Annotated in this window: 24 protein-coding genes; 11 read left to right on the top strand and 13 right to left on the bottom strand. The window is 45.2% G+C overall.

Features of this window, described 5'->3' with window-relative positions; genetic code table 11:
* Positions 1-67: 67 nt before the first annotated feature.
* Positions 68-517, bottom strand: coding sequence for a phosphate-starvation-inducible PsiE family protein (locus tag ACJJI1_RS16835; RefSeq protein ID WP_413665304.1), 450 nt, complete (start codon positions 515-517; stop codon positions 68-70).
* 146 nt (positions 518-663) lie between these two features.
* Entirely contained in the window at positions 664-2,832 is a 2,169-nt protein-coding gene (locus ACJJI1_RS16830) for a jacalin-like lectin (protein ID WP_444957350.1), read from the bottom strand.
* Between the two features lie 756 nt (positions 2,833-3,588).
* Here ACJJI1_RS16830 and ACJJI1_RS16825 point away from each other — a divergent pair.
* The 7 genes from ACJJI1_RS16825 (at position 3,589) to ACJJI1_RS16795 (ending at position 9,586) form a co-directional block, all read left to right on the top strand.
* The gene (locus tag ACJJI1_RS16825) at positions 3,589-4,272 is read left to right on the top strand and encodes a hypothetical protein (protein ID WP_444957349.1); all 684 of its coding nucleotides are present in this window, start codon (positions 3,589-3,591) and stop codon (positions 4,270-4,272) included.
* 311 nt (positions 4,273-4,583) lie between these two features.
* Complete coding sequence (locus ACJJI1_RS16820) at positions 4,584-5,144, top strand: hypothetical protein (protein WP_444917594.1); 561 nt, start codon at positions 4,584-4,586, stop codon at positions 5,142-5,144.
* A 273-nt stretch (positions 5,145-5,417) separates the two neighbouring features.
* Positions 5,418-5,918, top strand: a complete 501-nt coding sequence (locus ACJJI1_RS16815; RefSeq protein WP_444957348.1) for a P-loop nucleotide/nucleoside kinase family protein — start codon at positions 5,418-5,420, stop codon at positions 5,916-5,918.
* 262 nt (positions 5,919-6,180) lie between these two features.
* Entirely contained in the window at positions 6,181-6,903 is a 723-nt protein-coding gene (arsH, locus tag ACJJI1_RS16810) for an arsenical resistance protein ArsH (RefSeq protein WP_444957347.1), read from the top strand.
* Between the two features lie 98 nt (positions 6,904-7,001).
* Positions 7,002-7,952: an alpha/beta hydrolase gene (locus ACJJI1_RS16805; RefSeq protein ID WP_444905654.1), complete on the top strand. Its 951-nt coding sequence runs from the start codon at positions 7,002-7,004 to the stop codon at positions 7,950-7,952.
* 21 nt (positions 7,953-7,973) lie between these two features.
* Positions 7,974-8,735, top strand: a complete 762-nt coding sequence (locus ACJJI1_RS16800; protein WP_444957346.1) for an amidohydrolase family protein — start codon at positions 7,974-7,976, stop codon at positions 8,733-8,735.
* A gap of 194 nt (positions 8,736-8,929) precedes the next feature.
* The gene (locus ACJJI1_RS16795) at positions 8,930-9,586 is read left to right on the top strand and encodes a hypothetical protein (protein ID WP_444957345.1); all 657 of its coding nucleotides are present in this window, start codon (positions 8,930-8,932) and stop codon (positions 9,584-9,586) included.
* 1 nt (position 9,587) lies between these two features.
* Here ACJJI1_RS16795 and ACJJI1_RS16790 read toward each other — a convergent pair whose 3' ends face one another.
* From ACJJI1_RS16790 to ACJJI1_RS16780, 3 genes are all read right to left on the bottom strand, one after another.
* Positions 9,588-10,985, bottom strand: coding sequence for an MFS transporter (locus ACJJI1_RS16790; protein ID WP_444957344.1), 1,398 nt, complete (start codon positions 10,983-10,985; stop codon positions 9,588-9,590).
* Between the two features lie 110 nt (positions 10,986-11,095).
* Positions 11,096-12,175: a LacI family DNA-binding transcriptional regulator gene (locus ACJJI1_RS16785; protein ID WP_444905658.1), complete on the bottom strand. Its 1,080-nt coding sequence runs from the start codon at positions 12,173-12,175 to the stop codon at positions 11,096-11,098.
* Positions 12,176-12,246: 71 nt separating this feature from the next.
* Positions 12,247-13,506 (bottom strand): MFS transporter, encoded by a 1,260-nt coding sequence (locus ACJJI1_RS16780; protein WP_444896808.1) that lies wholly within the window; start codon positions 13,504-13,506, stop codon positions 12,247-12,249.
* Between the two features lie 101 nt (positions 13,507-13,607).
* Here ACJJI1_RS16780 and ACJJI1_RS16775 point away from each other — a divergent pair, with 101 nt between their 5' ends.
* From ACJJI1_RS16775 to pgmB, 3 genes are all read left to right on the top strand, one after another.
* Entirely contained in the window at positions 13,608-13,760 is a 153-nt protein-coding gene (locus ACJJI1_RS16775) for a hypothetical protein (RefSeq protein ID WP_444905659.1), read from the top strand.
* Positions 13,761-13,868: 108 nt separating this feature from the next.
* Complete coding sequence (locus tag ACJJI1_RS16770) at positions 13,869-16,286, top strand: glycoside hydrolase family 65 protein (RefSeq protein WP_444957343.1); 2,418 nt, start codon at positions 13,869-13,871, stop codon at positions 16,284-16,286.
* Positions 16,286-16,984 carry a beta-phosphoglucomutase gene (gene pgmB, locus ACJJI1_RS16765; RefSeq protein WP_444957342.1) on the top strand — a complete coding sequence of 233 codons (699 nt, stop codon included), beginning with the start codon at positions 16,286-16,288 and terminating at the stop codon, positions 16,982-16,984. The genes ACJJI1_RS16770 and pgmB overlap by 1 nt, the downstream gene beginning before the upstream one ends.
* Positions 16,985-17,163: 179 nt before the next feature.
* Here the strand turns inward: pgmB and ACJJI1_RS16760 are convergent, their stop codons facing one another.
* From ACJJI1_RS16760 to ACJJI1_RS16730, 7 genes are all read right to left on the bottom strand, one after another.
* The gene (locus tag ACJJI1_RS16760) at positions 17,164-18,030 is read right to left on the bottom strand and encodes a NosD domain-containing protein (protein WP_444957341.1); all 867 of its coding nucleotides are present in this window, start codon (positions 18,028-18,030) and stop codon (positions 17,164-17,166) included.
* Between the two features lie 124 nt (positions 18,031-18,154).
* Entirely contained in the window at positions 18,155-18,382 is a 228-nt protein-coding gene (locus tag ACJJI1_RS16755) for a hypothetical protein (RefSeq protein ID WP_444957340.1), read from the bottom strand.
* 307 nt (positions 18,383-18,689) lie between these two features.
* A complete protein-coding gene (locus ACJJI1_RS16750; protein ID WP_444957339.1) occupies positions 18,690-19,148 on the bottom strand; it encodes a cupin domain-containing protein in 459 nt (152 codons plus the stop codon).
* Positions 19,149-19,318: 170 nt separating this feature from the next.
* Entirely contained in the window at positions 19,319-20,125 is an 807-nt protein-coding gene (locus ACJJI1_RS16745) for a right-handed parallel beta-helix repeat-containing protein (RefSeq protein ID WP_444957338.1), read from the bottom strand.
* Between the two features lie 315 nt (positions 20,126-20,440).
* A complete protein-coding gene (locus tag ACJJI1_RS16740; protein ID WP_444957337.1) occupies positions 20,441-21,214 on the bottom strand; it encodes a class I SAM-dependent methyltransferase in 774 nt (257 codons plus the stop codon).
* Between the two features lie 614 nt (positions 21,215-21,828).
* Positions 21,829-22,284: a hypothetical protein gene (locus ACJJI1_RS16735; protein ID WP_444957336.1), complete on the bottom strand. Its 456-nt coding sequence runs from the start codon at positions 22,282-22,284 to the stop codon at positions 21,829-21,831.
* 406 nt (positions 22,285-22,690) lie between these two features.
* Entirely contained in the window at positions 22,691-23,119 is a 429-nt protein-coding gene (locus ACJJI1_RS16730) for a winged helix-turn-helix transcriptional regulator (protein ID WP_444957335.1), read from the bottom strand.
* Positions 23,120-23,223: 104 nt separating this feature from the next.
* Here ACJJI1_RS16730 and ACJJI1_RS16725 point away from each other — a divergent pair, with 104 nt between their 5' ends.
* Positions 23,224-24,147 carry an alpha/beta fold hydrolase gene (locus ACJJI1_RS16725; RefSeq protein ID WP_444957334.1) on the top strand — a complete coding sequence of 308 codons (924 nt, stop codon included), beginning with the start codon at positions 23,224-23,226 and terminating at the stop codon, positions 24,145-24,147.
* A gap of 130 nt (positions 24,148-24,277) precedes the next feature.
* Here the strand turns inward: ACJJI1_RS16725 and ACJJI1_RS16720 are convergent, their stop codons facing one another.
* Complete coding sequence (locus ACJJI1_RS16720; RefSeq protein WP_444957333.1) at positions 24,278-25,201, bottom strand: DMT family transporter; 924 nt, start codon at positions 25,199-25,201, stop codon at positions 24,278-24,280.
* Between the last annotated feature and the right edge of the window lie 37 nt (positions 25,202-25,238).

Raw genomic sequence — 25,238 nt, 5'->3', positions numbered from 1 at the left:
CCAACTGTATAAATACAAAAAATAAAATCATAAAGTGAGCATTATCAAGGACAAAAAATCACAAGTACTAACCAGGTTTATTACTTTTCTCCCTCACCAGCCAGTAGGAAACTCCTAGGGCGATAGTCACCAGGGCAATACCAACTATTTGCTCCGCATTAACAAATTTTAAGTCGAGCACAATAACCTTCCGAGCTACAGCCATTAAGGCTGTAGCCAATACCAATTGCACCGGTATCACATTAGTACCCAGGTAGAGTCGGATATTAGTGAAAATTTCAATGGCAATAAGAACGGCGAGAAAGGCCCCAAAAGTCTCGAGGATATCTTCCATATCCAGCAATAGGAATGGCGTCTCCATTAGCCTTTCATAAAGTACATAGACGACATCCGCAATGGTCCAGAATATGACCAACACCATAAGAATGGCGAGAAATTTAACGGCATATTTTATTGCTCGATGTAATTGGTTGATCAGGGGATCAGCATGATCCTCATGTATCTCGTCATATTTCATGGGCTTCGCTCTGCCGATTGATACCGCACATTGCTTGAGTTCGACTATAGGCGAAATCCCCGTATTCAGCCGAGAGAGCTTCCTTTAGTGAGTGAGTAGTAAGAGGAATCCCGGCAGCATATTCACCGCCGGGATATTGTGAGTCGTTAAGGTAGGCAGGCTGCGTTAGTGAAGAAATACTTTACTTCGTAGTCACTACAATCCTCTGTTGCACAAAAGAAGCGGTAATTAGTGCCGATATCGCCTATATGCATGCTTTCGCCGGTTAAGGAATAATCCAACTTCGTATCAACAACCCTTGCCTCAATACCAGCAACATCACTGACAGCACAGCTATTGCTTATATTTCCCGCTGACTTGTGTTCGTTAAAGCTCTCATAATCAATGCCACCTGAGGAGGGATCATCCAGGTCCAGCCACTCGGTTGCGTAGTACCCTGGATTTACCAAGCTGTTGGACAACTTGTGCACGCCCAAAGCATTGATTTCATCACCGTGGCGCCCGTGGAAAGCAAATATTTGCTGGGATGAAGTGGAAGAATAAGTTGTACAAGTCCCCTGCTGAGTCCCCCCGGAAATAGATGAGCCATTGCTCGACGTCAATTTAAGGTAGTAAACACTACCTGTTTCATGCTTTTCATCGTCGACACAAATTTTAACGTCATCCAGATACTCGCTGCTGGCGGAGTTAAAACTCAGCACACTCCCCATCGAGCCCCCATCTCCATCACCATATTCAATACAGTATTCATGATCACTGGCTGTGGCATGGCTTAGGGATTGCTTAAATTCATAGCAAGCTTTAAAACCATCAATTCGGCCACCGGAACGAATCTGGACAGACTTCAGATTCATAGTGCCGCTGCCGAGCAGTTTGCGTTTTACCAGGTCGATTGAATCAAACGCATCACCTCCGGTACCACCCACGGCATCTTTTTTGATGTAGCCAAAATCCGAGTAACTATCTTGGTTGGCGATCCAGAACCCATCAAATGGTTCGTAGTAATTCACCCAAGCCGAGGTAGTTACACCTTCTGAATTCCTCTTGGCATAGAGCGCGGCATTTTCCAAAGCGTTATAAGGCATTCCATAGCGGTAGCCATCAGCTTCACAGGCGGAGTAACCTTCACTCCAGGTACCCGATGCACTGCTGATGTGCCAGTTTCGCTCATCGTCCACACAGGCAAACACTCGCTCCGTACTACAGCTATAGTCACGAATTTCTCCATCATTACTTAACCAGGCGCAACTATTGTTGCCACTGGGAGAGTCATTCCGCCAAGACCACGTAAAATCTTCAATCTGGGGAGCTTTAGAAGCACCTATAGTGGTCGCATTGGCCTCCACCAGCGCCAACTCAAGCATGTTATACCCAGATACTGCTTTCTCCAGGATCTCACTGCCGGAATACTTGATGTCATCCTTGCTATATTCCGTTGTTGCATCCAGGGCGACACTTAAATTCCCATTGTTGTAGTGGCTGGTTGCGCTGGCATTACCATCGATATCTGCTGTTAGCTGGCTGGAATTTTGTGCAAGTGGCTCATTAGAAGTGAGGTTTCCAGATGCATCCATTTCATCCACACCGATCCAGACATTGCGTCTGAATTTCGATGTGTTTGACTCGTCATGGTAATCACACAGATTGTTATCACCAGTGTGCGGATACTCTCTGGGCACCTGAATAAATAGGATAACGTTGCGTCCCGCATCCAACACATCCTGTTTAGTCAGTGTTTGCGCCGGCAGGGAGGCGCAATCATCTTCTGTATAGCCCCAGTCGGTAGGCTTAAATACCAGATCCCCCAACCTGCTTTCAATTTTCTCACCAATCTTATTGCGGAAGTTCTGGTGGTAATCAGAATCGTAAGCCTCAAACTTTAGGAATATGACTTCATCGTTATTATCTTCAAGAAAATCCTTAATCTCATCCAGCCCATCCCCCAGCGTTGCAGCTGTACCAAACATATAAATACACATAGTGGCCTCTTCCAGGCCCATATGACACAGGTGCGGTGTTGAGCTGAAATTGGAAGCGGGGTAAGTATCATATTCGACCAGACGTATTCCCCGACTGAATAATTTCTCCGGCGCGTACCACTGGTTTACATCGGTATATACACCCTGATCCCACTGATAGGATGCATAGGCATTATGCGCTCCCGCCCACAAGGTCTTTGATAAGGGAGCCTTTGTATCAATCTGCCCCTGTAAATCCAGGCGCTTCACTTTATCATCGCTAGCATCAATTTCGCCGACAACAGACATCGAAAAACTCAAAAGCAAACTTGATACCAAACCAATTGTTTTATGCATTATTCTTTTCCTGATAAGTATCCTGATAGTTACCGCTAAAATAAAAATCCCAGTAAGTATTTCCCCTCAGTTGAATTGACCAATTGGAACAAGCGTACACGCCTGTCATGAACCGCTAAATTACAACAGTACTGACTGGTCAATTTTAGTCATTTACCCTACTTTACATTTTCATAATTTGCGCACTTTTCAGTACTGACAAACATCCATCTCCGAATTAAACATTCATAAAACTATCCGCTAGCGGGGGGCGCAAAATAGTAGCTACAGAGCATGACCAATCAGTTACGAGCTTAAGGTAGTTATGTAAACATCTGCCCATTTGTAACAGGGCCAACATAAATGACAGGCCAAATGTCCCTCCAGTATTTAGGGTTCAATCACAATCTTGGAAGTAATATCACGCACGTTAAATCTTCTGGCTTAGGAGCAGAGTTTGGGCATCTAATTCATCTTTTCAGATTATTGATAGTTTCAAAATATAATTGGGACAAGCCTTAAAAGAGTCGACATCACACTCTTCAGCTAACATCGATAAAAAAATAGACGACAAGAAATCTTCTCCTTAAGGCGTAGAGTTGATTTAAAGCTAAGCCGGATTCAGGATATAAGAAGAGTACAACTTAGATATTTATACTTACCAAACAATGAATTGAGCACCCAAGGAGTGGTAGGCTTATTGAAAGATTACATTCATAGAACAAATAGAAACTTATAATTTCCGCCCCAGGAAAGCAGCCTTATCAAGGAGAGAGAATGAAAAGCAAGGCACTTATCATACTGAGTAGTATTCTTATCGCCTCATGTGGATCTATGCGACCGCAAAATGCAAGCAATTATCAGCAAGACCTGATCACCCCAGAAGAAACAGATAACTTTGTACTCACCGAAAGCAGCACCTTCGATGAACCCATGCTGGGAATTGCCCTAAAGTACGATAATAAGCAGTATCCTACCGATATTATCAATGTCTATGTATACCCTATCGATAGCATCACATGGGAAAATACAGATGAAATCATCTCCATTGAAATGGGCGATATCATAGATGAAGTTGACTTTGCTATAGAGCAAGGGCATTACAAGTCAAGATCACCAGAGACTATTGAAAATTTCAGTTTTAAAATCGGTGAAAAGCTATATTCTGGAAAAAAGTCATCCTTCACACTTACCAACAGAAACGATGCTGAATACTTCTCAAATAGCTATGTTTTTATCGATAAGGATAAATATATAAAGTTCAGAACCAGCTTCGACAGCAGAGCGACCGTAGAATGGAATGGCGACTCAGCAGTGAAAGAAATACTGCCTGAAATAGTTGTTCCCGACGAATCTGCGTACATGAAGAACCTGAGAGCTGAACACCAAAAAGAAATCACTAAGAATCTGATAAAATCACTATTCCAAGCTTCTCAAGAACCACAACCTAACACAGAGTAATTTCTCAACTAACTTAATAGCAATTGCGACAAATCCGACTCTGTAAGAGCTGATGGCTACTAGGTGCCGCTTAGCACCAGAGAATTGCAAGCGGCACGCTTTAACTGAAGTCTCCTGTACTTCAACGGCATGAAAGCACACTTCTTCCCCCATTGGCAGGAGATTAGCCCTAGACATCTCCAATTCATATTTTTAAACAAATTTCACTAAAACCCACTCCAACTGGCGAATAAATTTCTCAAGTACTTGAGATAATACTGGTACTTCGGCGTCTATGATTAAGGAGGCACTTAGGAAAGGAAATTTGAATCATGAGCAAAATCCTGCCTCCAATTCTTGCTCTTCTACTCGCCGCATTTGTTGTAGGCGCGCAGGCCAACAACTATGTCAGTAAGGACAGTCAAGCCACTTCGCCTCTCGGATGTATCAGTGCCACATCAGTACTATCTACCCATACACCGACAGATATTACTGCTGCCGCCAAAACATGTACCGAACAATCCAAATTTGATGAGGCAGCTGAGCTGTTAATGGTTGCCAGTGCCTTTGCTTATTTCGACACACAGAGGGTTAGCGACAAAACCGGGCACAATGTATTAAGAGTGATTTTCAATAAAAAATTTAATTCGATGCCAGAGGGAGATCGAAAAAAACTATTCGCCAGCATTAACTCTCTTGATCAGGGCGGCGCAAGAAAGCTGGAAGTTTGTAACTATTTGACAGCCGCAAAGCCGCCATCCTATATACCAAGCTATATGATTTCTCATGGGTTAAGAAAATTTACAGGCGTTACTGAAGCCCCCCTGATAAAAGATTTTGATGCCGATCAAAGTTGGTTAAACTCAATGGTGTTTGTCAAATGCCGCAGTTAATCGGTATCTTGTTGCATAGAGACGAAATACCTATATCAGGCTCACCTTTGGGCTGAATATAAGTATCTAAGGCAGTAAAGATTCCCACGTCTTAAATACTAGCCATCTAGATGGCCTCAAGCATATTCGGCCACCGCAATTCTGGTATTTCCCTGATGCTTAGCTAAATCGCCACTTCATGAGCTCCCTTTGTCACTATTTACCAAGCATAAAGTTTCAGGCATTATTTTCCCATAGTCGAAATTTTCTCTAATCAGATTAATGGAAAGAACTGTGAAAGAAAATGGAATGCTCTTTTTATTTTGTGGAAAGATGGGCGCAGGAAAAAGTACAAAAGCTGCGGAGATAGCACAAACTACAGGAGCTATTCTTATTTCCGAAGATGAGTGGCTGTCTAATTTATATCCCCATGAGATCTGCTCACTCTCCACTTACATAGAGTATTCTGCAAGATTAAAACCATTGATCAAGTCACATACTCAGGATATCTTGAGGAGTGGCATCTCGGTAGTACTGGATTTTCCCGGCAATACAAGAAAACAAAGATCTTGGTTCAAAGAGATATTTCTGGACAACCTCTTTCCCCATCAATTAATCTATCTTAAAGCCGATGATAAATTATGTTTACAGCAAATTGCCCAAAGGCAAAAATCACATCCGGAACGAGCCGCCTTTGATACTCCTGAGACCTTCAAACAAGTTAATAAGTACTTTGAAGAACCTTGCCAATCAGAGGGATTCAATATTGAAGTAGTCCATCTGGGAGGCATTTAAACGTACCCACTCCCTCTAATAATTGGGAGTAACCTCTACTGGACTCTCTTTCCGTTTGTCCTATCTCCTCCAGTGTTGGAGAAACTAAAGGAAGCCTAAGTCTCGATGCTGGCTCAGTATTTTGACTCCCTGTGAACCCGTTATTCGACTAGCCGGTTCCAAGCAGATTCAGAAAGGCCCGACTGAGACTGATGTACCTTTGCTTTGCCTAATATTTCGATTATTATAGAAGTATAGAAATATAGAAATTTGGAGGTAACTCATGATGCTACCGAACCACACCCCCATCAATATTCTTAATCGCCTGGTGGACTCCCCTCCCACTGGTGACCCTACCAGGATTCTGGTGTTGTACGGATCCCTGAGACCCAACTCCTTTTCGCGTCTATTGGCCAACCAGGTTGTTGAAATATTGCAGTATTTTGGTACTGAGGTTCGCTTGTTTGACCCTGTCGACCTCCCTCTTTACGACGGCACCAGCCAGGATCACCCCAAGGTGCAGCAACTGCGCGAGTGGTCTGCCTGGAGCCAGGGGCAAGTGTGGATTAGCCCGGAAATACACGGAAATGTCTCGGCTGTTTTCAAGAATCAGATCGACTGGCTACCACTGGACCAATCTGCAAGCCGGGCAACCCAGGGAAAAACCCTGGCGGTCATGCAGATTTCCGGTGGCTCACAATCATTCAATACCGTCAACAATTTGAGGGTTCTCGGCCGCTGGATGCGCATGTTTACGATTCCCAACCAATCCTCTATTGCCAAGGCCTGGCAGGAATTCGATGAACAAGGGCACCTCAAAGATTCCCCATTCCGGGACCGGGTGATTGACGTTCTGGAAGAGCTGGTAAAAACCACCATTTTATTGCGTGGCCAGGGTAACTATCTGACCGAGCGGTACAGCGAGAATAAATCAGAGGTGCAGTCAACTTCGACAACATCTATTCAGACCTTGGTGGCTGAAAGCGGTGTCGCAGAACCCAGCTAAAAGTACTGGCATTTCGCTGCCGAAGGTCCACATTTAGCAAAGGTCCATATCTAGCAATGGACCACTAGATGATAGGAACTCCGATAAGGATCTCGTCAATGAGCTTTTCCCTGGACCCGGACTTTTCAAGCGCCCTTGGCAAGTTTGGCGACTTGCTGGATACCTTGGCAGAAGCGCCTATTGGGGATGTGGATACTCGCCGTAAGAATGGAGCCGTGGTCACTCAAGCACTATTTCAGGGTCGCAGTTTTCCATCAGATGTTTCTTTTCGGGACTTTACCCTAAAGAGTTCAGACCAAGAGGAGATCCAGTTACGCTGGTACCAAAAGGAGAATAGCAAGCCAGGCTCCGCTATTCTCTACATTCATGGCGGTGGGCTCATCTGCCACGATATCTCACGGTACGACTTGGTCATCGCCAAATATGTAGCTGCCAGCGGCGTGCCATTTTTATCAGTAAATTACCGAAAGGCTCCGGAGTTCCCCTACCCTATACCGATTGATGATTGCTATCGGGCATTCATTTGGCTGGTACAGCACTCACAGGAACTCTCCATTGACCCCACGCGAATTGGCATCATGGGAGATAGTGCCGGAGGGGGTCTGGCTGCAGCCCTGACAATTGTCGCTCGCGACAAAAAAGGCCCGTCCCTGGCACGGCAGATATTGTTATACCCAATGCTGGACGACAGGACGGTTACTCCCGATCCCGAGTTACTGCCATTTATTATCTGGACCTATGAAGATAATCTCACCGGCTGGACCGCTTACCTGGGTAATCAAGTGGGCAGCCCTGCGGTCAGTCCTCATGCTGCCCCTGCCCGCCTGCAAGATGCCAAGGGTCTACCGCCAGCATTTATCGATGTTGGCGAACTAGATATTTTTCGCGATGAGGATATGCAATACGCCCAATTACTCACCGATGCCGGTGTTAGCACGGAGCTCCACGTTCGACCTGGCGTGATTCACTCTTGGGAGCTATTCGCCCCGGACATTCCCGTTTCACAGCGCGCTCTTGCAGATCGAGTGAGAGTCATCCAGGAAATCTAAGCGAGCACAGTGCACCTGACTATGGAACAGCAAAAACAGAGACTATTTGATAGTCACTTCCACATAATAAATCCCAAGTTTCCCCTATTCCCAAATCACGGCTACTTGCCGCCAACATTTACCGTGGACGACTATCAACTCAAGTTACAAAACTACCAGCTAGTGGGGGGCGCTGTAGTTTCCGGCTCATTCCAAAAACAGGATCAAACCTACCTTATTGATGCCCTGGAAAAGCTGGGCAAAAACTATGTTGGGGTTACACAGCTATCCGCCGACACTCCCGACAACACCATTTTGTCACTCCACAAACATGGAGTCAGAGCCCTGCGCTTTAATTTGGTAAGGGGTGGCTCGGAACAGATCAGTTTTATCGATACTCTTGCCCGGCGAGTTTTTGACTTGGCAGGCTGGCATGTCGAACTATACGTTGAAGCCTCTGCATTAACCCCTCTCTATAGTAAATTGATCGCGTTACCAGCCGCCTCTATCGATCACATGGGAATTACTAAGCAGGGTTTTCCCATCTTGCTCAAACTGGCAGAAAAAGGGGTAAAGGTAAAAGCGAGCGGCTTTGGCCGCCTGGATTTCGACCCCGCAGCGGCAATTGTCGACCTCTACCAGGCCAACCCACATTGCCTGATGTTTGGCTCCGATCTTCCCTCTACCAGGGCACCGCGCCCCTTCAAACCTGATGATATTTTGTTAATTCGCGACACCCTCGATGAAACACAAGCAGAAAATGTCCTGGTAAAAAATGCCTATCAATTTTATTTAAAAAAATAATGGAATGATGGGGCAGTATCAGGAACTGAGTTCTTCTTCTGCTGTCATTCACTACGCTGTATTTTCTAAAAGCGCACGATATGCCTAAATTCGTGCACTTCTCTATACCCACTCAATTCATGTTACAGCAGTGTAATCTCGGGTCATCGATCATCTTTATAAATCACTGGCAATTAAAACATGCGAATTGTAGGATGCGCCGAATATTTCAGGCCACAGGGAACCTGGAAGATACAGTGCAGGAGGTTGTAGTGAAAGGACTGGTAACGGTTATTTTTTCCCTATTTGTGCTATCCGGATGTACCGGCATTGGCACAAAACCCCTGGGAGAAAAAGAGGTAGCGCTAGGCGTAGATACTGAGCAATCCATTAAAGAGAAGCTCGGTAAGCCTTATGAAAAAGGCATGTTTGTAAAAAACAACCAACAAATTTTAACACTCGCTTATGCTTACCCCACTACTGGCAAAAAGGCGGTTAGCAAAAATATTAGCGGTACCCGTAACCAGGGTTTCTACTTTTATAACGATAAATTGGTTGGGCAGGATTTTGTCAGCTCTCTCGCTGAAGATTCCACCGATTTTGATGAGTCAAAAGTACCACTTATCAGCGAAGGCCAAACCAGTATTCTCGAAGCTCTGGATTTATTGGGCAAACCCTCCGGCGAATATCAGTACCCACTGATTAGCAATAAATCCGAGAAAGCCAAAGTATATATGTATAGCCAAACCAATAAGGCTATTTTCCAACCGGCCTCTTATCAAAAAGTATTGATTCTCAGTTACAATACTGATGGCATCATCACGAACGTAAATTTTGCAGAATTAGGCAATAGAAATTTAAGCGAGCAATAAATCATTTCTCAGACAGGGGAGCCTTATCTGCTGGCTTCCCTGAAACAAACAAAAGGCACACTACCAGCCCCACCATCGCCAAGTAGGCATTAACCGTAAAAGCGCGATCAATCCCCGTAGAGATATCGGGAGCCATTGCGACAATTGTGGTATTCATACCCAAGCCTATTGCTCCCCCACCAATCTGAAACATATAGAGAATTGCTCCCGCCAAGCTCGCTCGCTCCGGCGCTACAACCGTAATTGCAGCAGTAGTAATAGCAGAATAAAACAGGCCAATACCCGCCCCAAGAACCACCAGTCCCGGTACCATTTGCAAAAAAGTTGTTTCTTTATGCAAATGAGAAAGCATAAATATACCGATACACATGGCAATGGTGCCCGCTGAGACAATCGTTTTTGCACCGAGCGTTTCGTAGAGCCCACCGGCAATAAAAGACACCAAGCCAAATGAGACCATCATAGGAAGTAGCCCCATTCCCGAATACATCGCCGAGTGATTATGGACCTTACTCAAGTATTGGGGAACGTATACAAGGGCAGCAAAGAACACCACAGACAGCAACAAGGTAGCTATACCTGCGGCAAAGAAACCGTGATTCGTTGCTACATCTACGGGAATTAACGCATCTCTGCCCACATGGCGCTCAACCAGGATAAACGCCCCCATAAACAGCAAGGTGGCTAGTGCCAAGGCAATAATCACCGGGCTCTTAAAGCCGATATCCACGACTAAATCCAGCGCCAACAGAAGGCAAAACAGCGATGTGGTCAGGGTGATTACACCACCGTAATCAATACGCTCAGTGACATTTTCCGGTGTGTCATCCGGGATAACCTTCCAGCAGACCCAAAATGCCAATGCAGCCACCGGCAAGTTGATAAAGAAAATCCAGCGCCAGCTCAGTAAGTCTGTAAGAATGCCCCCCAATACCGGACCAATTGCATTCGCAGCGGCACACATGCCCATCACCAAGCCCCCGGCAAAGCCCGAGCGATCCTCCGGTAACATCCCGTAGATCAGCCCCAGGATTGCCGGCCACATAAGGGCACTGCCGATCCCCATCAATCCCCGCGCCGCCAGTAGCATTGGAATATTGGTAGCTATGCCACCGAGGAGGGAGAAAAATGCAAAGGAGGTCATGCCGATGAAAAAAATTTTGCGCCGGCCAAACATATCCGCCAAACGCCCACCCGAGATCAGCAGTATCCCAAAAGCCAATGTATAGCCGTTGATAATCCATTGAGTGGTGGTGATATTGGAGTTGAAGTCTTTTTCGATGGCTGGAATTGCTACGGAAAACGCAGTGAGATCATTTCCGATCAGAAAAATTGCCAAGCTTAGGGCAAACAGTCCCAGTACCTGAATTCTGGTCAGTTTAGTTTTCTCATCTACCATGTTTCGAGTCCAGCCACAGAGTTCGGTTTTACAAGTGTGGCTCAAACTCGGGAAACGGCAGGGACACTAACTACGCCCCTGCTGGCAAACAAAATGGTGAGAGCCTGCGACTAACGCTCACCTGAAGTGTCTTGAAAGAACTCCTCTACAGGCTGGTAATCCGGATTGGCACCGCAAGAGCCTCGCACTACCAGCTCGGTAGGTAGTACATCTGGCATAGCCGATTTTCCAGAGAGGAGTTCCATCATTTTCTCCACCATCAATTCACCACCTCGGTGGATGTTCTGGCGAACGGTTGTCAGGGGAGGGGTAAAAAACGGGGCGATTGGGATATCGTCAAAACCCACTATGCCGACATCTTCCGGCACCTTATAGCCACGGGCCTGTAGCGCTTTTATCGCCCCCATAGCGATACTGTCACTGGCGGCGAAAATGCCATCAAAACTAAGCCCTTCCTGCGCAACCAGGTCGATAATGGATTGATAACCACTTTCACTGGAGAAGCCGGCGGTCAACTGCCTCGTCGTGCCAGACAGATCAGCTTCATTGAGCGCGGCACAGTAACCTTCAAAGCGCCCATTGACCTCCGGGTGAGCTGTGTCGCCAAGAAAGAGAATTCGCCGCCGCCCCAAGTTCATTAAGTGCTCTGTGGCCTGACGCCCACCCATTTGATTGTCACTACTGACGATGCAATATTCGGCCCCCTGCCTTGAGGTCCCTCCCCAGACAACAAGAGGGTCCCCCTGCTGCTGCAGATCACGAAGTGGGGTATCGTCCACCCCCTGGCCAATCACAATAACGCCATCAGCCCGCCTGGAGCTCATCAGATAAGAATGCCAATCCGAGCGGCTGGCGATACTGCTGGAAAACAGTAAATCGTATTTATGCACCGCAAGGCGATCAGCAATTGAACCAATCATATCGATCATAAATGGATCAGAAAATGTCTGGCCGCCACTGCGCCCCGTATTAATCACAACCGAAATTGTATGGCTGCGTTGCAGGCGTAAATTTCGCGCGCTCTCATTGATTTTGTAATTCATGGAGCTCGCGATTTTTTGAATACGCTCGCGAGTCTTTTCGTTAATCAATGGATTATCGTTCAGCGCTCGCGAAACAGTAGATTCAGAAACTCCCGCCAACCGAGCAATATCGGACATGGAAACGGGAGAGGAGGACCCCTTGGGCATGGCGTACTTCACCTTGTTCGCGGGAAAAATGCCATCTTAGGCCCGTCGCCCAAGTTTGTAAAACCACCCCGCTACCCAGCCAGGGGGGCTGAGGCCTCAAGCGTCTCATCCCCCCGCTCTACGGCGCGACGGAAAAAGAACAGAGTAATCAGAATCACTGTGATGGGCACTAAGGATAAGTAGAAAGCCACCTGGCCATCAAAAGCCTCGAAAACCGACCCGGTAATCAGGGAGCCCGTTGTACCGCCCAGCGCAGAAAAAATCACCAGTAAACCTGTCATTGCAGAGTGCTGGTGGGTGGGCAATGAACTGAGCATCACAGAATTGATAGCCGGGTACACAGGTGCCATAAACAAGCCAATCAGCGGTAAAACAAAAGCCGCCACTGGGGCACTAAGCCAGTTTACATCGGGATTCGCCACAATATTACTCGCCAGGGGCAAGCTAACGACCACCAGTACTCCCATCGCAACTAAGCACACATTCAGCATCGGGTACCAGTGTACTTTACGCATCATCACACCGGCACCAAGTCGCCCCAACGCCAGCCCTGCGGCAAAGATACTTGCAGCCTGAACACTCATTGCAGCGGGCAGCTTAAGAATTTCATTATTAAAGGTCGGCAACCAACTTCCTATCCCCTGCTCAATCAATACATAGAAAAATACGGAGATCACGTAGATGTATACCAGGGGTTTGGCCATCAACTTTATCATCGCGATAAAGTCCTGTTTCGGGCTAGCCTCTTCGATTCGCGCCCCGGATTCATCCAGCTCTGTGCACCAGAGCAATACAAATGCAATCACACAGACCACCGCCAACACCCAATAGACATTGAGCCAGGCAGTCGACCCTTGGTTCGATGAATCAATAAAAGCGCTAAACAGCCAGTAACCACTGAGAACCCCCACCATAAACACCCCCTCCAGGGTGTTTAGAAGGCTCGCATGTGCGCTGCGGCCCTGCGCTAGTAATCCCACGGTGGAGTATGCGGCAACCTTTACCAATGCGAACGCAACACCCACGGACAAGAACAGTAACTTCGCCGTCCAAAACCCGGGTAACAGGGGCATAGCTGTACAAGCCAGGGTGACGATTGCCAACCCCGCCAGCATCGCCCGCTTAAACCCCAGTCGGGGAAGCTGGGAGGCAATCAGGAAAGACACAATACCGATGGGGATATCCTTGAATCCCTCCAGCACACTCGCAGCAGACTTACTCACCCCATAGGTATTGATTACCTGCAGGATCACAGTACCCACGCTGTTCAACAAAATGGCAAAGACAAAGTAGATAGCGAATAGAGATAGGAGTATGCGCTGATTCTTCATAGTGGATTCTATCTGGCTCTGTGGTTTAGGCAGTCAGCCGTACCAACCTGTTATTGTACATTTTTTACCCAGACTTTGTGGAGAAAGGCGACTCCGCCCCAATGCCTGAAGATACCCAGTATGTATCAGTCAGGCAAAACATTGCAATCGTTTGCATAAAAACCAATGAAAATTTGGGAATGTCTTATGCCGATCAGTCACAAATCAACTGGCAGTTGACCCAGCAAAAGAAAATAACCTCTATTTTTCAGTAGGTTACAGACTTTTCGGAGATGAAAATCAGGTCCATCTTCCAGTAACAGCCAGGCTTAATCTCAATCTTGCAATCGATTGCAAAAAGACATCAACTACGGATAGACTGAATGCCCGTAGCCGGAGGCCCAGCAGACCCGGCCCTAGAACCCAATCTCCAATCCAGTGAAAGTGGTATGAAGCAAAAACAACAAATCAAACACAAGATCCACCCCTGGGACCTGGTGGAGGACACCTTCCAGCCCGAAGATTACAGCCTCAATGCCACCCTATTCTCCCTCGGTAATGGCTATATCGGCTTGCGCGGTACCTTTGAGGAGGGTTTCGATCCAGAACCCTTCACGGATGGTTGTTACCTGAATGGAGTCTACGCCAGCGAACCTATCACCTATGGTGAGTCTGCTTATGGCTACGCGCGCAACAACCAGAGGATGTTGACGGTTCCCGACGGCAAGACCATTTATATCAGCTTGGATGGAGAACGCTTTAGTCTCGCCCAGGGTGAGCTGCTCAACTACGAGCGTCGCCTGGACATGGCCGCGGGGATCAGCGAGAGAAAACTCACTTGGCGCTCTCCAAAAGGAAAAACCATTGAACTCAAAGTGCAGCGCCTGGTTTCCCTCAGTGAGAAAAACCTGTTAGCTCTGCAACTGGAACTCACACCTATCAATTTTGACGGAGAGGTACACCTGCAATCCTGCCTAGATGGTGACCTTGCCCAGGCAGAACGCAGTGAGGACCCACGCCTAGCCTCCCCTATTGATCGGGGAGATATCGAATGGCTGGAAAATACAGCTGAAGATGGTTATTTAGCCCTGCCTCTATCCGTTAATAGCAGTGGCTTCTCTATACGATGCGCAGCCCTGCACCATTGTGAGAGTAACAGCGATTACACGTCCAATAACCTCCGCAGTGAAGACTGCGTCTCGGTTGACTATCGCTTTGCTGCCCGCCGCAACACCCCTATTCGCCTAACCAAGTACGTCGCTTACTTTGCACAGCAAAATGCTGAGCCGATATCAGCAGACGAATTGCATCATTATCTGGAGCGCTGCGCGGCTAAAAGTTTTGCGAACCATGTCGAAACTCAGCGTATACAAATGGACAATTTCTGGCTTGAGTCCGATATTCAGGTCAGTGGAAATGATGCCCTGCAGCAGGGAATACGCTTCAACCAGTACCACTTGTTCCAATCTCTAGGTCGGGATGGCAATACCAATATTGCAGCCAAAGGACTTTCCGGTGACGGCTATGACGGCCACTATTTCTGGGATACAGAAATCTATGTACTACCGTTTTTCCTCTACACCCAACCCGAATTAGCGCGCGGCCTACTGGAATACCGCTACTCAATCCTCGATGCCGCACGAAAAAGAGCGAGGGAGATGTCGATTCAAAAGGGAGCACTGTTTCCCTGGCGCACCATCGGCGGTGAGGAGTGCTCAGCCTATTACCCGGCAGGCACTGCGCAATACCATATCAATGCGGATATTGCCTACGCCGTACGACATTACTGCCGGGTTACCGGTGATGTCGATTTTCTGCGCAACAAGGGCGCAGAAGTCGTGATAGAGGGCGCGCGGATGTGGTTGGAGATTGGCCACTTCAACGCACTTCGCGACAACCAGTTCTGTATCAATGAGGTTACCGGACCAGACGAATACACCGCCCTGGTTGACAATAATTTCTACACAAACCTGATGGCCAAGGCCCATCTTGAATATGCTGTTGAAGTATTACAGTGGTTAAAATCATTCGATCCTGCAGCGTGCGATGAGTTAACCCAACGTATTCAACTCGGCAAACAGGAAATTGATAACTGGGCCAAGGCCGCAGAAAGCATGTATCTGCCCTACGATGAAAAGCAGGGTATACATTCTCAAGACGATAGTTTTCTAAACAAACCCCGCTGGAATATTGCCGAAACGCCTGCCGATCAATTCCCGCTGTTACTTCACTACCATCCCCTGGTGATCTATCGACACCAAGTTTGTAAGCAGGCGGATGTCGTTCTTGGCCTGTTACTGGAAAGTTCAGAATTTTCAATTGAGCAGAAGCGTCGGGATTTCGACTTCTACGAACCGCTCACCACACACGACTCCACTTTGTCCGCTTGTATTCACAGCATTATTGCCAGTGAAGTTGGGTATCCGGATAAAGCGCTGAACTACTTCCAGCAAGTTGCGCGAATGGATCTGGATAACCACCACAACAATACGCAGCACGGCATACACACTGCCTGCATGGGGGGTACCTGGATGTGTATGGTCCAGGGATTTGCAGGAATGCGCCTGCACGGCAATGAACTCAACTTCAATCCATACCTGCCCAATGGAATGGACGGCTATCGTTTCCGGTTGCAATTCCGTGGCCGCACGATCGCAGTCGATGTCGATTCTTACAGCGCCAGGTACACCTTGGTGAAAGGTGAAGCACTCAGTCTTCATCACGGCAAGCAAATTCTATTCCTGGAGACACCAGGGCAAACAGAAACCATTCAAATAGCACCGATGGAGGAGGTATCCTGATGATCTATCGTGCAGCAATTTTTGATCTCGACGGCGTTATTGCAGACACCGCACGTCTCCACCTGATCGCATGGCAACAGCTGGCTGAAGGGCTCAACCTTTCCTGGACAGCGGATACTGAAGAGCGCTTAAAGGGCCTGGAAAGAATGGCTTCCCTTGAGGTGATTCTCGGGGAAAAAAGCAGCAATTACACTGAAGAAGCAAAAATCGCACTGGCTGCTAGAAAAAACAGCCGCTACCAGGAATTAATTCGCAGCCTCTCTCCCGCAGACTTGTTACCGGGCGCCGGTGAACTGCTCGCATGGTTAAATTCTCAGCATATTCCGGTTGGCCTCGCCTCAGCGAGTAAAAACGCGCCGGCGGTACTGGAAGCCCTGGGAATATCCCGTTGCTTTTCTGTTATTGCAGACCCAGAAAAATCTGCACCTAAACCTGCACCAGATATATTCCTAGCCGCCGCCAAAGGCCTCGGAGTTGATCCAGAGTTTTGCATTGCTTTTGAGGATGCGCCCGCAGGAGTCAGTGCAATTAAGTCCGCTGATGGTATGACGGCTGTAGGCATAGGTAATCCAGATTCGTTAAAGGACGCAGACTATACGCTGGACAGTCTGGAACAATTTGTGCCAAATGATTTCTTTCTATCAGTACTGGCAGAATCAGGTATGCGCCAAAGTAAAGGCTTGGCTGTTAACGAATAAACTGAGATAAGCACAAGAGTGAAAGCCTATTTATAGAGCAAGTATTTAGCTCCGATAGAGTCTTTCTACCAAATTGCTATTCCATTATTAATAGCTAAAGGCTGCTACTCCTCTACAACTTACATATTGCTTTGGAGATGTAAAAAGTAGCAGCCATACTGATTAGAGACATTCAACCTCTAATTTTCAAAGCAAGCGCCCTCAACAGCATCAGCCGTATTCCCAACCCAAGAGTTCACACATGGAAAGTTGTTATCGCCAAGGTCCGCATTATTATTGTTAGTCGCTTCATTACTAACAATGGTATTGCCTTCTTGACCGTCATCGCAAACAAAAGTATCTCCCGGTAAATAAACACCAGTTGCAGTATTAGTAATTTCCACTCCATTGCCTTCTACAACATTTTGCGAGATAACATTCCTATCACTACAAACAATCACTCCATACTGATCAAAACCAGATACCATATTCGACAAAATATAAGAGCTGTCCGCACCCACTTGAAGAATCACCCCCCAAGCTCCACTAGCACTGGTAGATGTAGAGACTTCATTTGCAATAAGTGTAGAATTACTGCCGTTTATAGCTACTCCAATTTCCGTAGTTTCAGAGATTACCGAGTTAGACAACGTATTATTGTCTGACACAAAAGCCACTGAAACGGCATTGCCCTCAAAGGCTATACCTGTCACCGTATGCGCCCCGCTTCCTATTGCCTCTACACCGAACCCACAACCTTGCACCTTGCCATTTGATAAAGCTCCCCCAGTGACAACAGCTCCAGTGCCATCTAGAAATACCCCATCAACATCAAAATCACACTCAATAGTAAATCCATTTAAATCAAGATAACCACCAGGTCCGACGACCGTCAGTGCAAGGTCAAACGCTGATGAACAAGACAAATCCTCCGTGAGAACTTCAGCTGTAGTAATGACATCACCACAGGAGACATCAGCCTTTGCGCCGTAGGATGTAATCAATACACATCCTGCAAACAACATACGAATCAAACCTGAAGGCCGTTTGATGTATCTATCTTTCATAAAATATCCTCAAACGAAATTATAAATGCCCACCTATAAAGTAGACCTAACCCATATTGGTCTAAATTTGAGAATCAACCATGAGAAATTATTCTCAACGAAAAAGTTATCAGCTTAAGGGGCCTTACTTCGCCTGATAAAACGGGGGCGGATATTCTTTAGTTACCAGGGAATCAGCAATACCAACAACTATTAAGGAGCCTCTGAATAACTCCGTAATGCCTCTGCGGGTCTTGAAGGCTGCAGATGTTAGGCGCAGCTCGCCGCGAATGGCCGTAGCCCTTTGCAAGAGCTGCAACGCAGCAGCTGTGGCCTTCAAGGCCCGCCCTTCGGGGCTTACAGAGCGATTCACACTCCGCGTTGCGACTTCTTGAAAGGTCTAGACATTCCTGCGAAGCCGCGCCTTGATTGTGAACCGCTCTGCATGCCAGAAGTATCACGGAGTTATTCAGAGGCTCCTTAAATACATTGCTATCACGGCAATACTTGGCTCAATGAAACAGCACAACTTTCATCATAAGTGCCAGTTATATTTTGAAACCAGCATTTAGACAAGAAGGTTGTTTTCATGCCCTAGACATCAGCAGAAAACAACTCCAAGCTAAAATAACATTGCCACTCGATACTATTAGATAATCTAGTGGCAGATCGATAAAATCCTATTGTTCAATAAATCTTATCAGGGAGGGATCTATCTTGCAGATACAATCTGTTATTGGATCTCCAACATCAATCAATTTAAAGTCACAAAATTCGAACCCAGGCCCCACCGAACAACCCACAAGCACAGGGCCTGAAATTGGCTCTGCAGCCTGCCAAGCGCCAGCAGGAACAACACAGCAAAATGTATTATTCTCTGCAGAAATTTCAATCTTTTGCAAACAGCTATCCTCCTCAGTCCAAATATAGAGAAACAAGCCGTCCCCCTGATATAAGTTCCAAATTTCATCAGATTCGACCCGGTGAAATTTCGACACTTCACCTTTCTGTAGGGAGAAGTAAATATGCGTCAATGCGCTTCGCTTCTGCCCATCCTCTCTTGTTACTATTGAGTTCGATTTAAACACCTGAAGAAACTTCCCGCCTTCAGGGTGATTAATTAAGTTATCAGGCTTCATGGATTAATCAGCACCTTGTAATCAGAGTTAGAAATATGTCTGATATTACATTACCACATAATGCATCAGTGAAATTTAATCCTTATAGAACAACAAGCAAAATGATTGAGCGGATACGAATTGAACACAGGCTCACCCAGATTACTTTAGGATGAGCCTTGCAGGCGGCTCTAATTTAAGCAGCTGGGGTTAGCAGTAGTAAAAGTATTTCCAAGCCAAACATTGGTATTACTACACGCATTTGCATTTAGTTCTTCCAAATCAAAATCCGTGTTACTCTCAGATGTATTGTTGAGAATATAATTAAAAAACTGATTATCCGCTTCCATATAGATACCCACTGAACCATTCATCTCAGAGGTGTTCTGGCTATAGTTCCCGAAGCTGGAATCAGCAATATAAATTCCATATCGATTATTATCATATATATAATTTTGGGTTAAATTTGGGGCATCACCATCCAACTGAATCCCATCTAGTAAGTTACTTTCGATAATATTTGAGATCAAAGTATTTCTTAGCCCCGTAACTAATATACCAGTATTACCATTACCATTAGCACTTGAATTAGTAATTAGATTAAAGTCGCTCGATACCGCCAACCCTACAAAGTCATTATTGTTAGCAGAAATATTGGTTACATTATGAAATCCGTCACCAGCCAATCTAACCCCTGTCTGGCAGAATGATATAGTACCTGCGCCCTCCAAATACCCCACAAGACCGACAACATCTATGCCTATTGCAGAATTATTGTCACAAGTAATGGTATGACCATTCATATCCAGGCCACCAGTTGGGCCAACAATGGTTATCGCGATATTATCTGTACATACCAAATCATCATCCAAAACTTCTCGAGTGTAAATGGTATCGCCACAATCAACCGCCGATGCAAGCCCGGATATTAGCAAGCAAGAAGCACCTGCAAATATAGATAAAGTACACTTGATACCTTGTAATTGCCATATAGCCATCTTACTACCCTCTACAAAATCAGTTAATAATGACCGTCTCCTGAACAGAGTGTGATTCAGCTTGCTAAAAGGGCTATAAGAAATTTCTCTTAAAGAAATGGCCACTAAGTGTGGCGTATACATATCTATTAATGAGAAGTAGTGGCTATCCGTGCCACTTACCTAAAATGCTAGAAAGCAGTGTTAGATATGGAGCCAGCGAACCTATGTATGGAGCAATTAAGGGATTAGCACGAATTATCCGCCTTTATCCTTCCCCACAAAGGACTCTGCACAAATCTACCGCCAGCCTCATTAGTATTATTGGACTTTGTCTCAAGCAGCTTTGACACCTTTAATGGTATAAATCAGCGGAATCTCATGCCCTTTAAAAGACAGGTAGTATTTCCCCTTCTCACGCTCCTCCATGCCATCAAAACAGTTGTAAGGACTATACGGGTATTCTTTTAGTTGAGTGATTTGAATACCATATTTTAACAATGCACTCACAACATCGCTAATCGGATGTGACCAGGTGGCTAGGGTAGACTTGTCACCCCGATCATTCTCTGTATAGGTACCCTGCTCTTCAATATCTGGATCGGCTCGATGAAAGTATGTGTAACCAGAGAAAATATCATAAAATGGATGAAATTCCGCGATGTAGAAAGTCCCCCCCGGCTTTAAGCATTGAGCAACAACAGATGCCCACCGCTCGATATCCGGCAACCAACAGAGTGCACCGTAGGAAGTAAAGACGATATCAAATTCTTTATTATTTGACTCTCCAAAACTGTAGATATCATTGCAGATAAACTCTCCATGTAAACCTGAACGGTCAGAAAGAGCCTGTGCTTCAGTAATGGCTACAGAAGAAATATCAACTCCCGTCACCTTCGCTCCCAATCGAGCCCAAGATAAGGTATCCAAACCAAAGTGGCACTGTAGATGAAGTAAACTTTTCCCTACCACATTTCCTAGCTCAGTAAGTTCAGCCTCATTTAAGGTGCACTTACCTCTTAGAAAACCACCAACATCATAAAATTTAGAATCAACGTGTATCTTAGTGCGCCCATCCCAAGCACACTTATTTATATTGATATAATCCACAACTCACCTCTAAGTCACCGAAATTAGCACTATGAGATTGTACATACTCTGCACCCACCTCTATCTCAAGATTCTCAGGTCGTATAATTTTCACAAGACAATCATACCTAGAAATAGAATTTTTCTCACTCCCGACGCGGCAAAAATAATGCCAAAATTTATAACCATATGAAGTGGCTCGTAAAAGCCTATGAATTTTCATTCTATAAATTCTACATTATTGTAAACAATTTAGTTTTGAAAAACTTACCAGTATTGAAAGCTCACTACTTATAGTATCATGTGTACCAACAATAATATTCAACTCAAAATTTAATAATATAGAAATCGTATCGACACACAAAAAAAGAGTTAGGTAAACTTAAGTTTCAGCTCAATATATTAATTCTACCGAAACTTGACTCTGTGTAATTAGCCCCAAATTATGAAGTCAAAGCTTCTCTTTATAAATAAACGAAGATTACTTATGTAGAAAATATTGCACAAATTTCAAGCCCGAAAACTGGGTTTAGAAGAATATAAGATCATTCTCAGAGGTTGGCTCAAAAAATAGGAAGTACTGAGACTGGCCCACATTCCTATTTGGCCAGAGCTCAGCATAAAGGGGAGTCTAATTATACACAAGAATCGGGCAAGACATTGTACGCCCAGCGGTGTAACACCCATTCAGGTGTGTCATCAGACCTCGTCATATATTTGTACTCCCACGTCAGTCTGTAATTATTAAGAGGACCACAATTTACCGTTTCATAGCTCCGAATGTTATCCTCAGGCACCATTTTAACAGAAGAGCTATTAACCGGCTGCTGCTCACGGACTTTTACCAGAATGTCGCCATTAGGACTCAGCTTTTCATTCTCTCCCTTACCTAATCCAGTATTTAACTCAGCAATCAGCTTTTCATTCTCTCCCTTACCTAATCTAGTATTTAACTCAGCAATCAGCTGCTCAGCTTCCTGGGTGCCCTTGGAAATAGTATAAGATTTAACAAGAACAGCTCTATCTTCAGCAATTGAAGACTGGCAAATCCCAATCAACGAGACACATATCGTGGCCAAAATAAACTTCATCGAATACTCCTTTCAAATCAGTAGTTCATAATAATTTATTGCGATTTCCTTTAAGCACCTTTCCTAGCTCTTAGATGCTTGAACAAACTAGTTAGGGTATCGAACTTAACTAGAAAGGCTTAGCATGTGGGACTTTCGTGCCGCTAATAAGCTATCGGTACAGAAAGCCATATTAAAGTTTACTTTCCCAAAATTCAAACCGCTGATTAAGACAGTATTTGGAAAACCATGATGATCAAGCCACAATTTTCAAATAGAAAAAATGTTAATCACCAGAGGCATAAATTAGGAAACTTCAGATGAACCCCAGCTGAACCTCATCCATAAATAAACTTTAGTATTAGGGAGAGTGAGCAACTTACTTAAAATACTACTTATAAAAAATAACCTTTAAGCTTCACAATATTTATTTATCACTCTTCTCATCATATCTTTGCCTGGCACTCCGAATTTTAGAATGGTGATTATCGGCCCAAGATACAAGTTCCCAAATGGTTTCGGATAATCCCTTCCCCAGATCTGTTAATTCATATTCCACTTTAACTGGAACCTGTGCAAAGACAGTGCGGAGTACAAAACCATCGCGCTCTAGGTCACGCAGGGTTTGCGTCAACATTCTCTGTGAAATCCCTTCAATACGCGACTTCAGGGAGTTGAAGCGATCTGGACCATCAACAAGGGCAAACAATATCAAGATGGACCACTTGTCACCAATTTGAGCTACCACATTGCGAACGGGACATTCATCATCATTCACAAACACGCGCCTCTCACTATTTTTATTCTGCGTCCCCACCCCTTCACTCCATAGGTTATCAAAAAGTAACTTAACCACTTAATAGTGCCTTATTGGCAACCAACACTCAAGTGAGTAACCTAGTATTAATAAGTAACTCAAACCAAAATTACCTATAGATCCATATAGATATATACCCTGTTATGACCCAAGCTCTCTTAAACAAAGCCCTCACCCAGTACGCTTCCAATAGACCTTCAGCCTCTAACGATATATTTGCACCGCAGTTTGTCTCTGTAGGGAAATTTAACATTCGCTTTCTACGCAAGGAAAAACCTCAGGCTCCCAGCCTACTGCTGCTGAATGGTCTACCACAAAGTATTCGCATGTGGGAGTCATCCATTGAAGCATTTAGTGAAAAGTTTGATGTGCTAGCCTTTGATATCCCAGGATTTGGCTTATCAAAAGCAGAGGAAGGAGATATGTCTCCAAGCAGCCTGAGCGAAGTCCTTGTTCAAATAATGAACCATTTTGGCATCAAGCAGGCCCACCTGATAGGGCCGGATGTGGGTGTGCCTATTGCTTTATCGGCCGTTATTAACCACCCTCAACGATTCTTGAGTCTCAATATCTTTGATGGCCCAGGCACCTTCCCTCCAAAACTCTCTCCTATTCTTATGGCCGTTGTCAGATCCCGAATGGTTCGCTGGATAGCAAAAGGCTTAAACAAGAAGTCAGTAATGAAAACCAACTTCCTGACTGCCGTCAAAGACGGCTATCACAACTACAAACCCAGCAAACGAGCTATCCAAGAGTACTATGACATAGCCTTTGATAATGACAGTCACAAGTGCGCCATCAGTTTCTTTGGAAGCTATTCGAAAGATCTTCCATGGATTGAGAGAAAACTAAATGGTATTAAAGTTCCGACATTGATCACTTGGGGCAAGAGAGATCCATTTGTTTTAGTGGATAATGCGACTGCCTTATCCAAGCATATCCCCAATAGCAAGCTAGTTATATTTGACAACGCATCTCACTTCTCATCGGAAGATGCTGGACAAGAGTATGTTGACTTGATAATCAATTGGGTAGATGGCGGCTTCCTTGAGCATCGTGACGCATGAGTTTTTAAATATTCTAAGAACAGATACCTAATCACTAACTGAATTCAAGGTGGCGTTAAACAATTTCGCCACCGATATATTAATGGGGCTCAACTACCATCATTAGAGCGCCCTTTATCAAATTGGTTTTTTAACTCATTAACTTTGACTCTGATTCAGCATCATCCTTCCCCTTTTTGGCCTTAATCTGTGAAACACCAATCAATGCGCGGCCTAGGTCTGAAGCATAAAATCCCGCAGCCAATATTACGAAGGCGCCAAATAATGTAATTCCATCAGGCAGATCTCCGAAGATTACAAAGCCAATAACAATAGCCCAAAATAGTAAAGCGTAACTAAAGGGCTGCAAAATAGAAGCTGGAGTAAGTGCCAGTGCCTTAATCAGTAAATAGTGGCCCATTGCACCTAAGAGCCCATTTAAAATCAACAATTGCCACCCTGATACTGTCGGCTCTACCCAATAAAATGGTGCTAAGCATCCAAAAATAATAAGACCCATGGTCGCGGTATAGAAAACGGTTGTATCGGCACTATCAAAGTGTGAAACACGGCGTGAAAGCACTTGATATGCGGCCCATAGGATAGCTCCCAAGATGGGGACCAAGGTTTGCCAACCCATCACTCCCATTCCAGGCCTAATGATAATAAGGGCACCTATAAATCCAACCGTAACACTGACCCAGCTCCTTCTGTCTATCCTCTCCCCTAAAAACCATCCAGCCATTAATATTGCAAATAATGGGGCTGTCGCAGCTATAGCATGCACATCAGCCAAAGACATCATACTAAAAGCAAAAATAAATACTGAAACCTCAAGAGCGAGAACAATAGAGCGTGCTAATTGAGTGCCAAATATTTTACTTCGTACTATAACCAAGCTCCCTTTGAGTCTCGCCAAGCTTATAACAATGAAGAAAAATATCGCGAAACGAACCGCCATTATTTGAACGATAGAATAGTTCTGAACGAGTAGCTTACCTGTTGCATCCATACCAGCCAAACAGAGCATTGCCAAAATAGTCAGAATAATTCCACGACTGTCTTTAAACTTCACTTTAAACTCTCTAATAAAGACTACAGATTCTATAAAC

This window comes from Microbulbifer maximicatervae (SeqCode), from assembly GCF_052467065.1.
The sequence above is the reverse complement of the archived record's forward strand: the minus strand, read 5'-3'. Positions and strand labels throughout refer to the sequence as shown.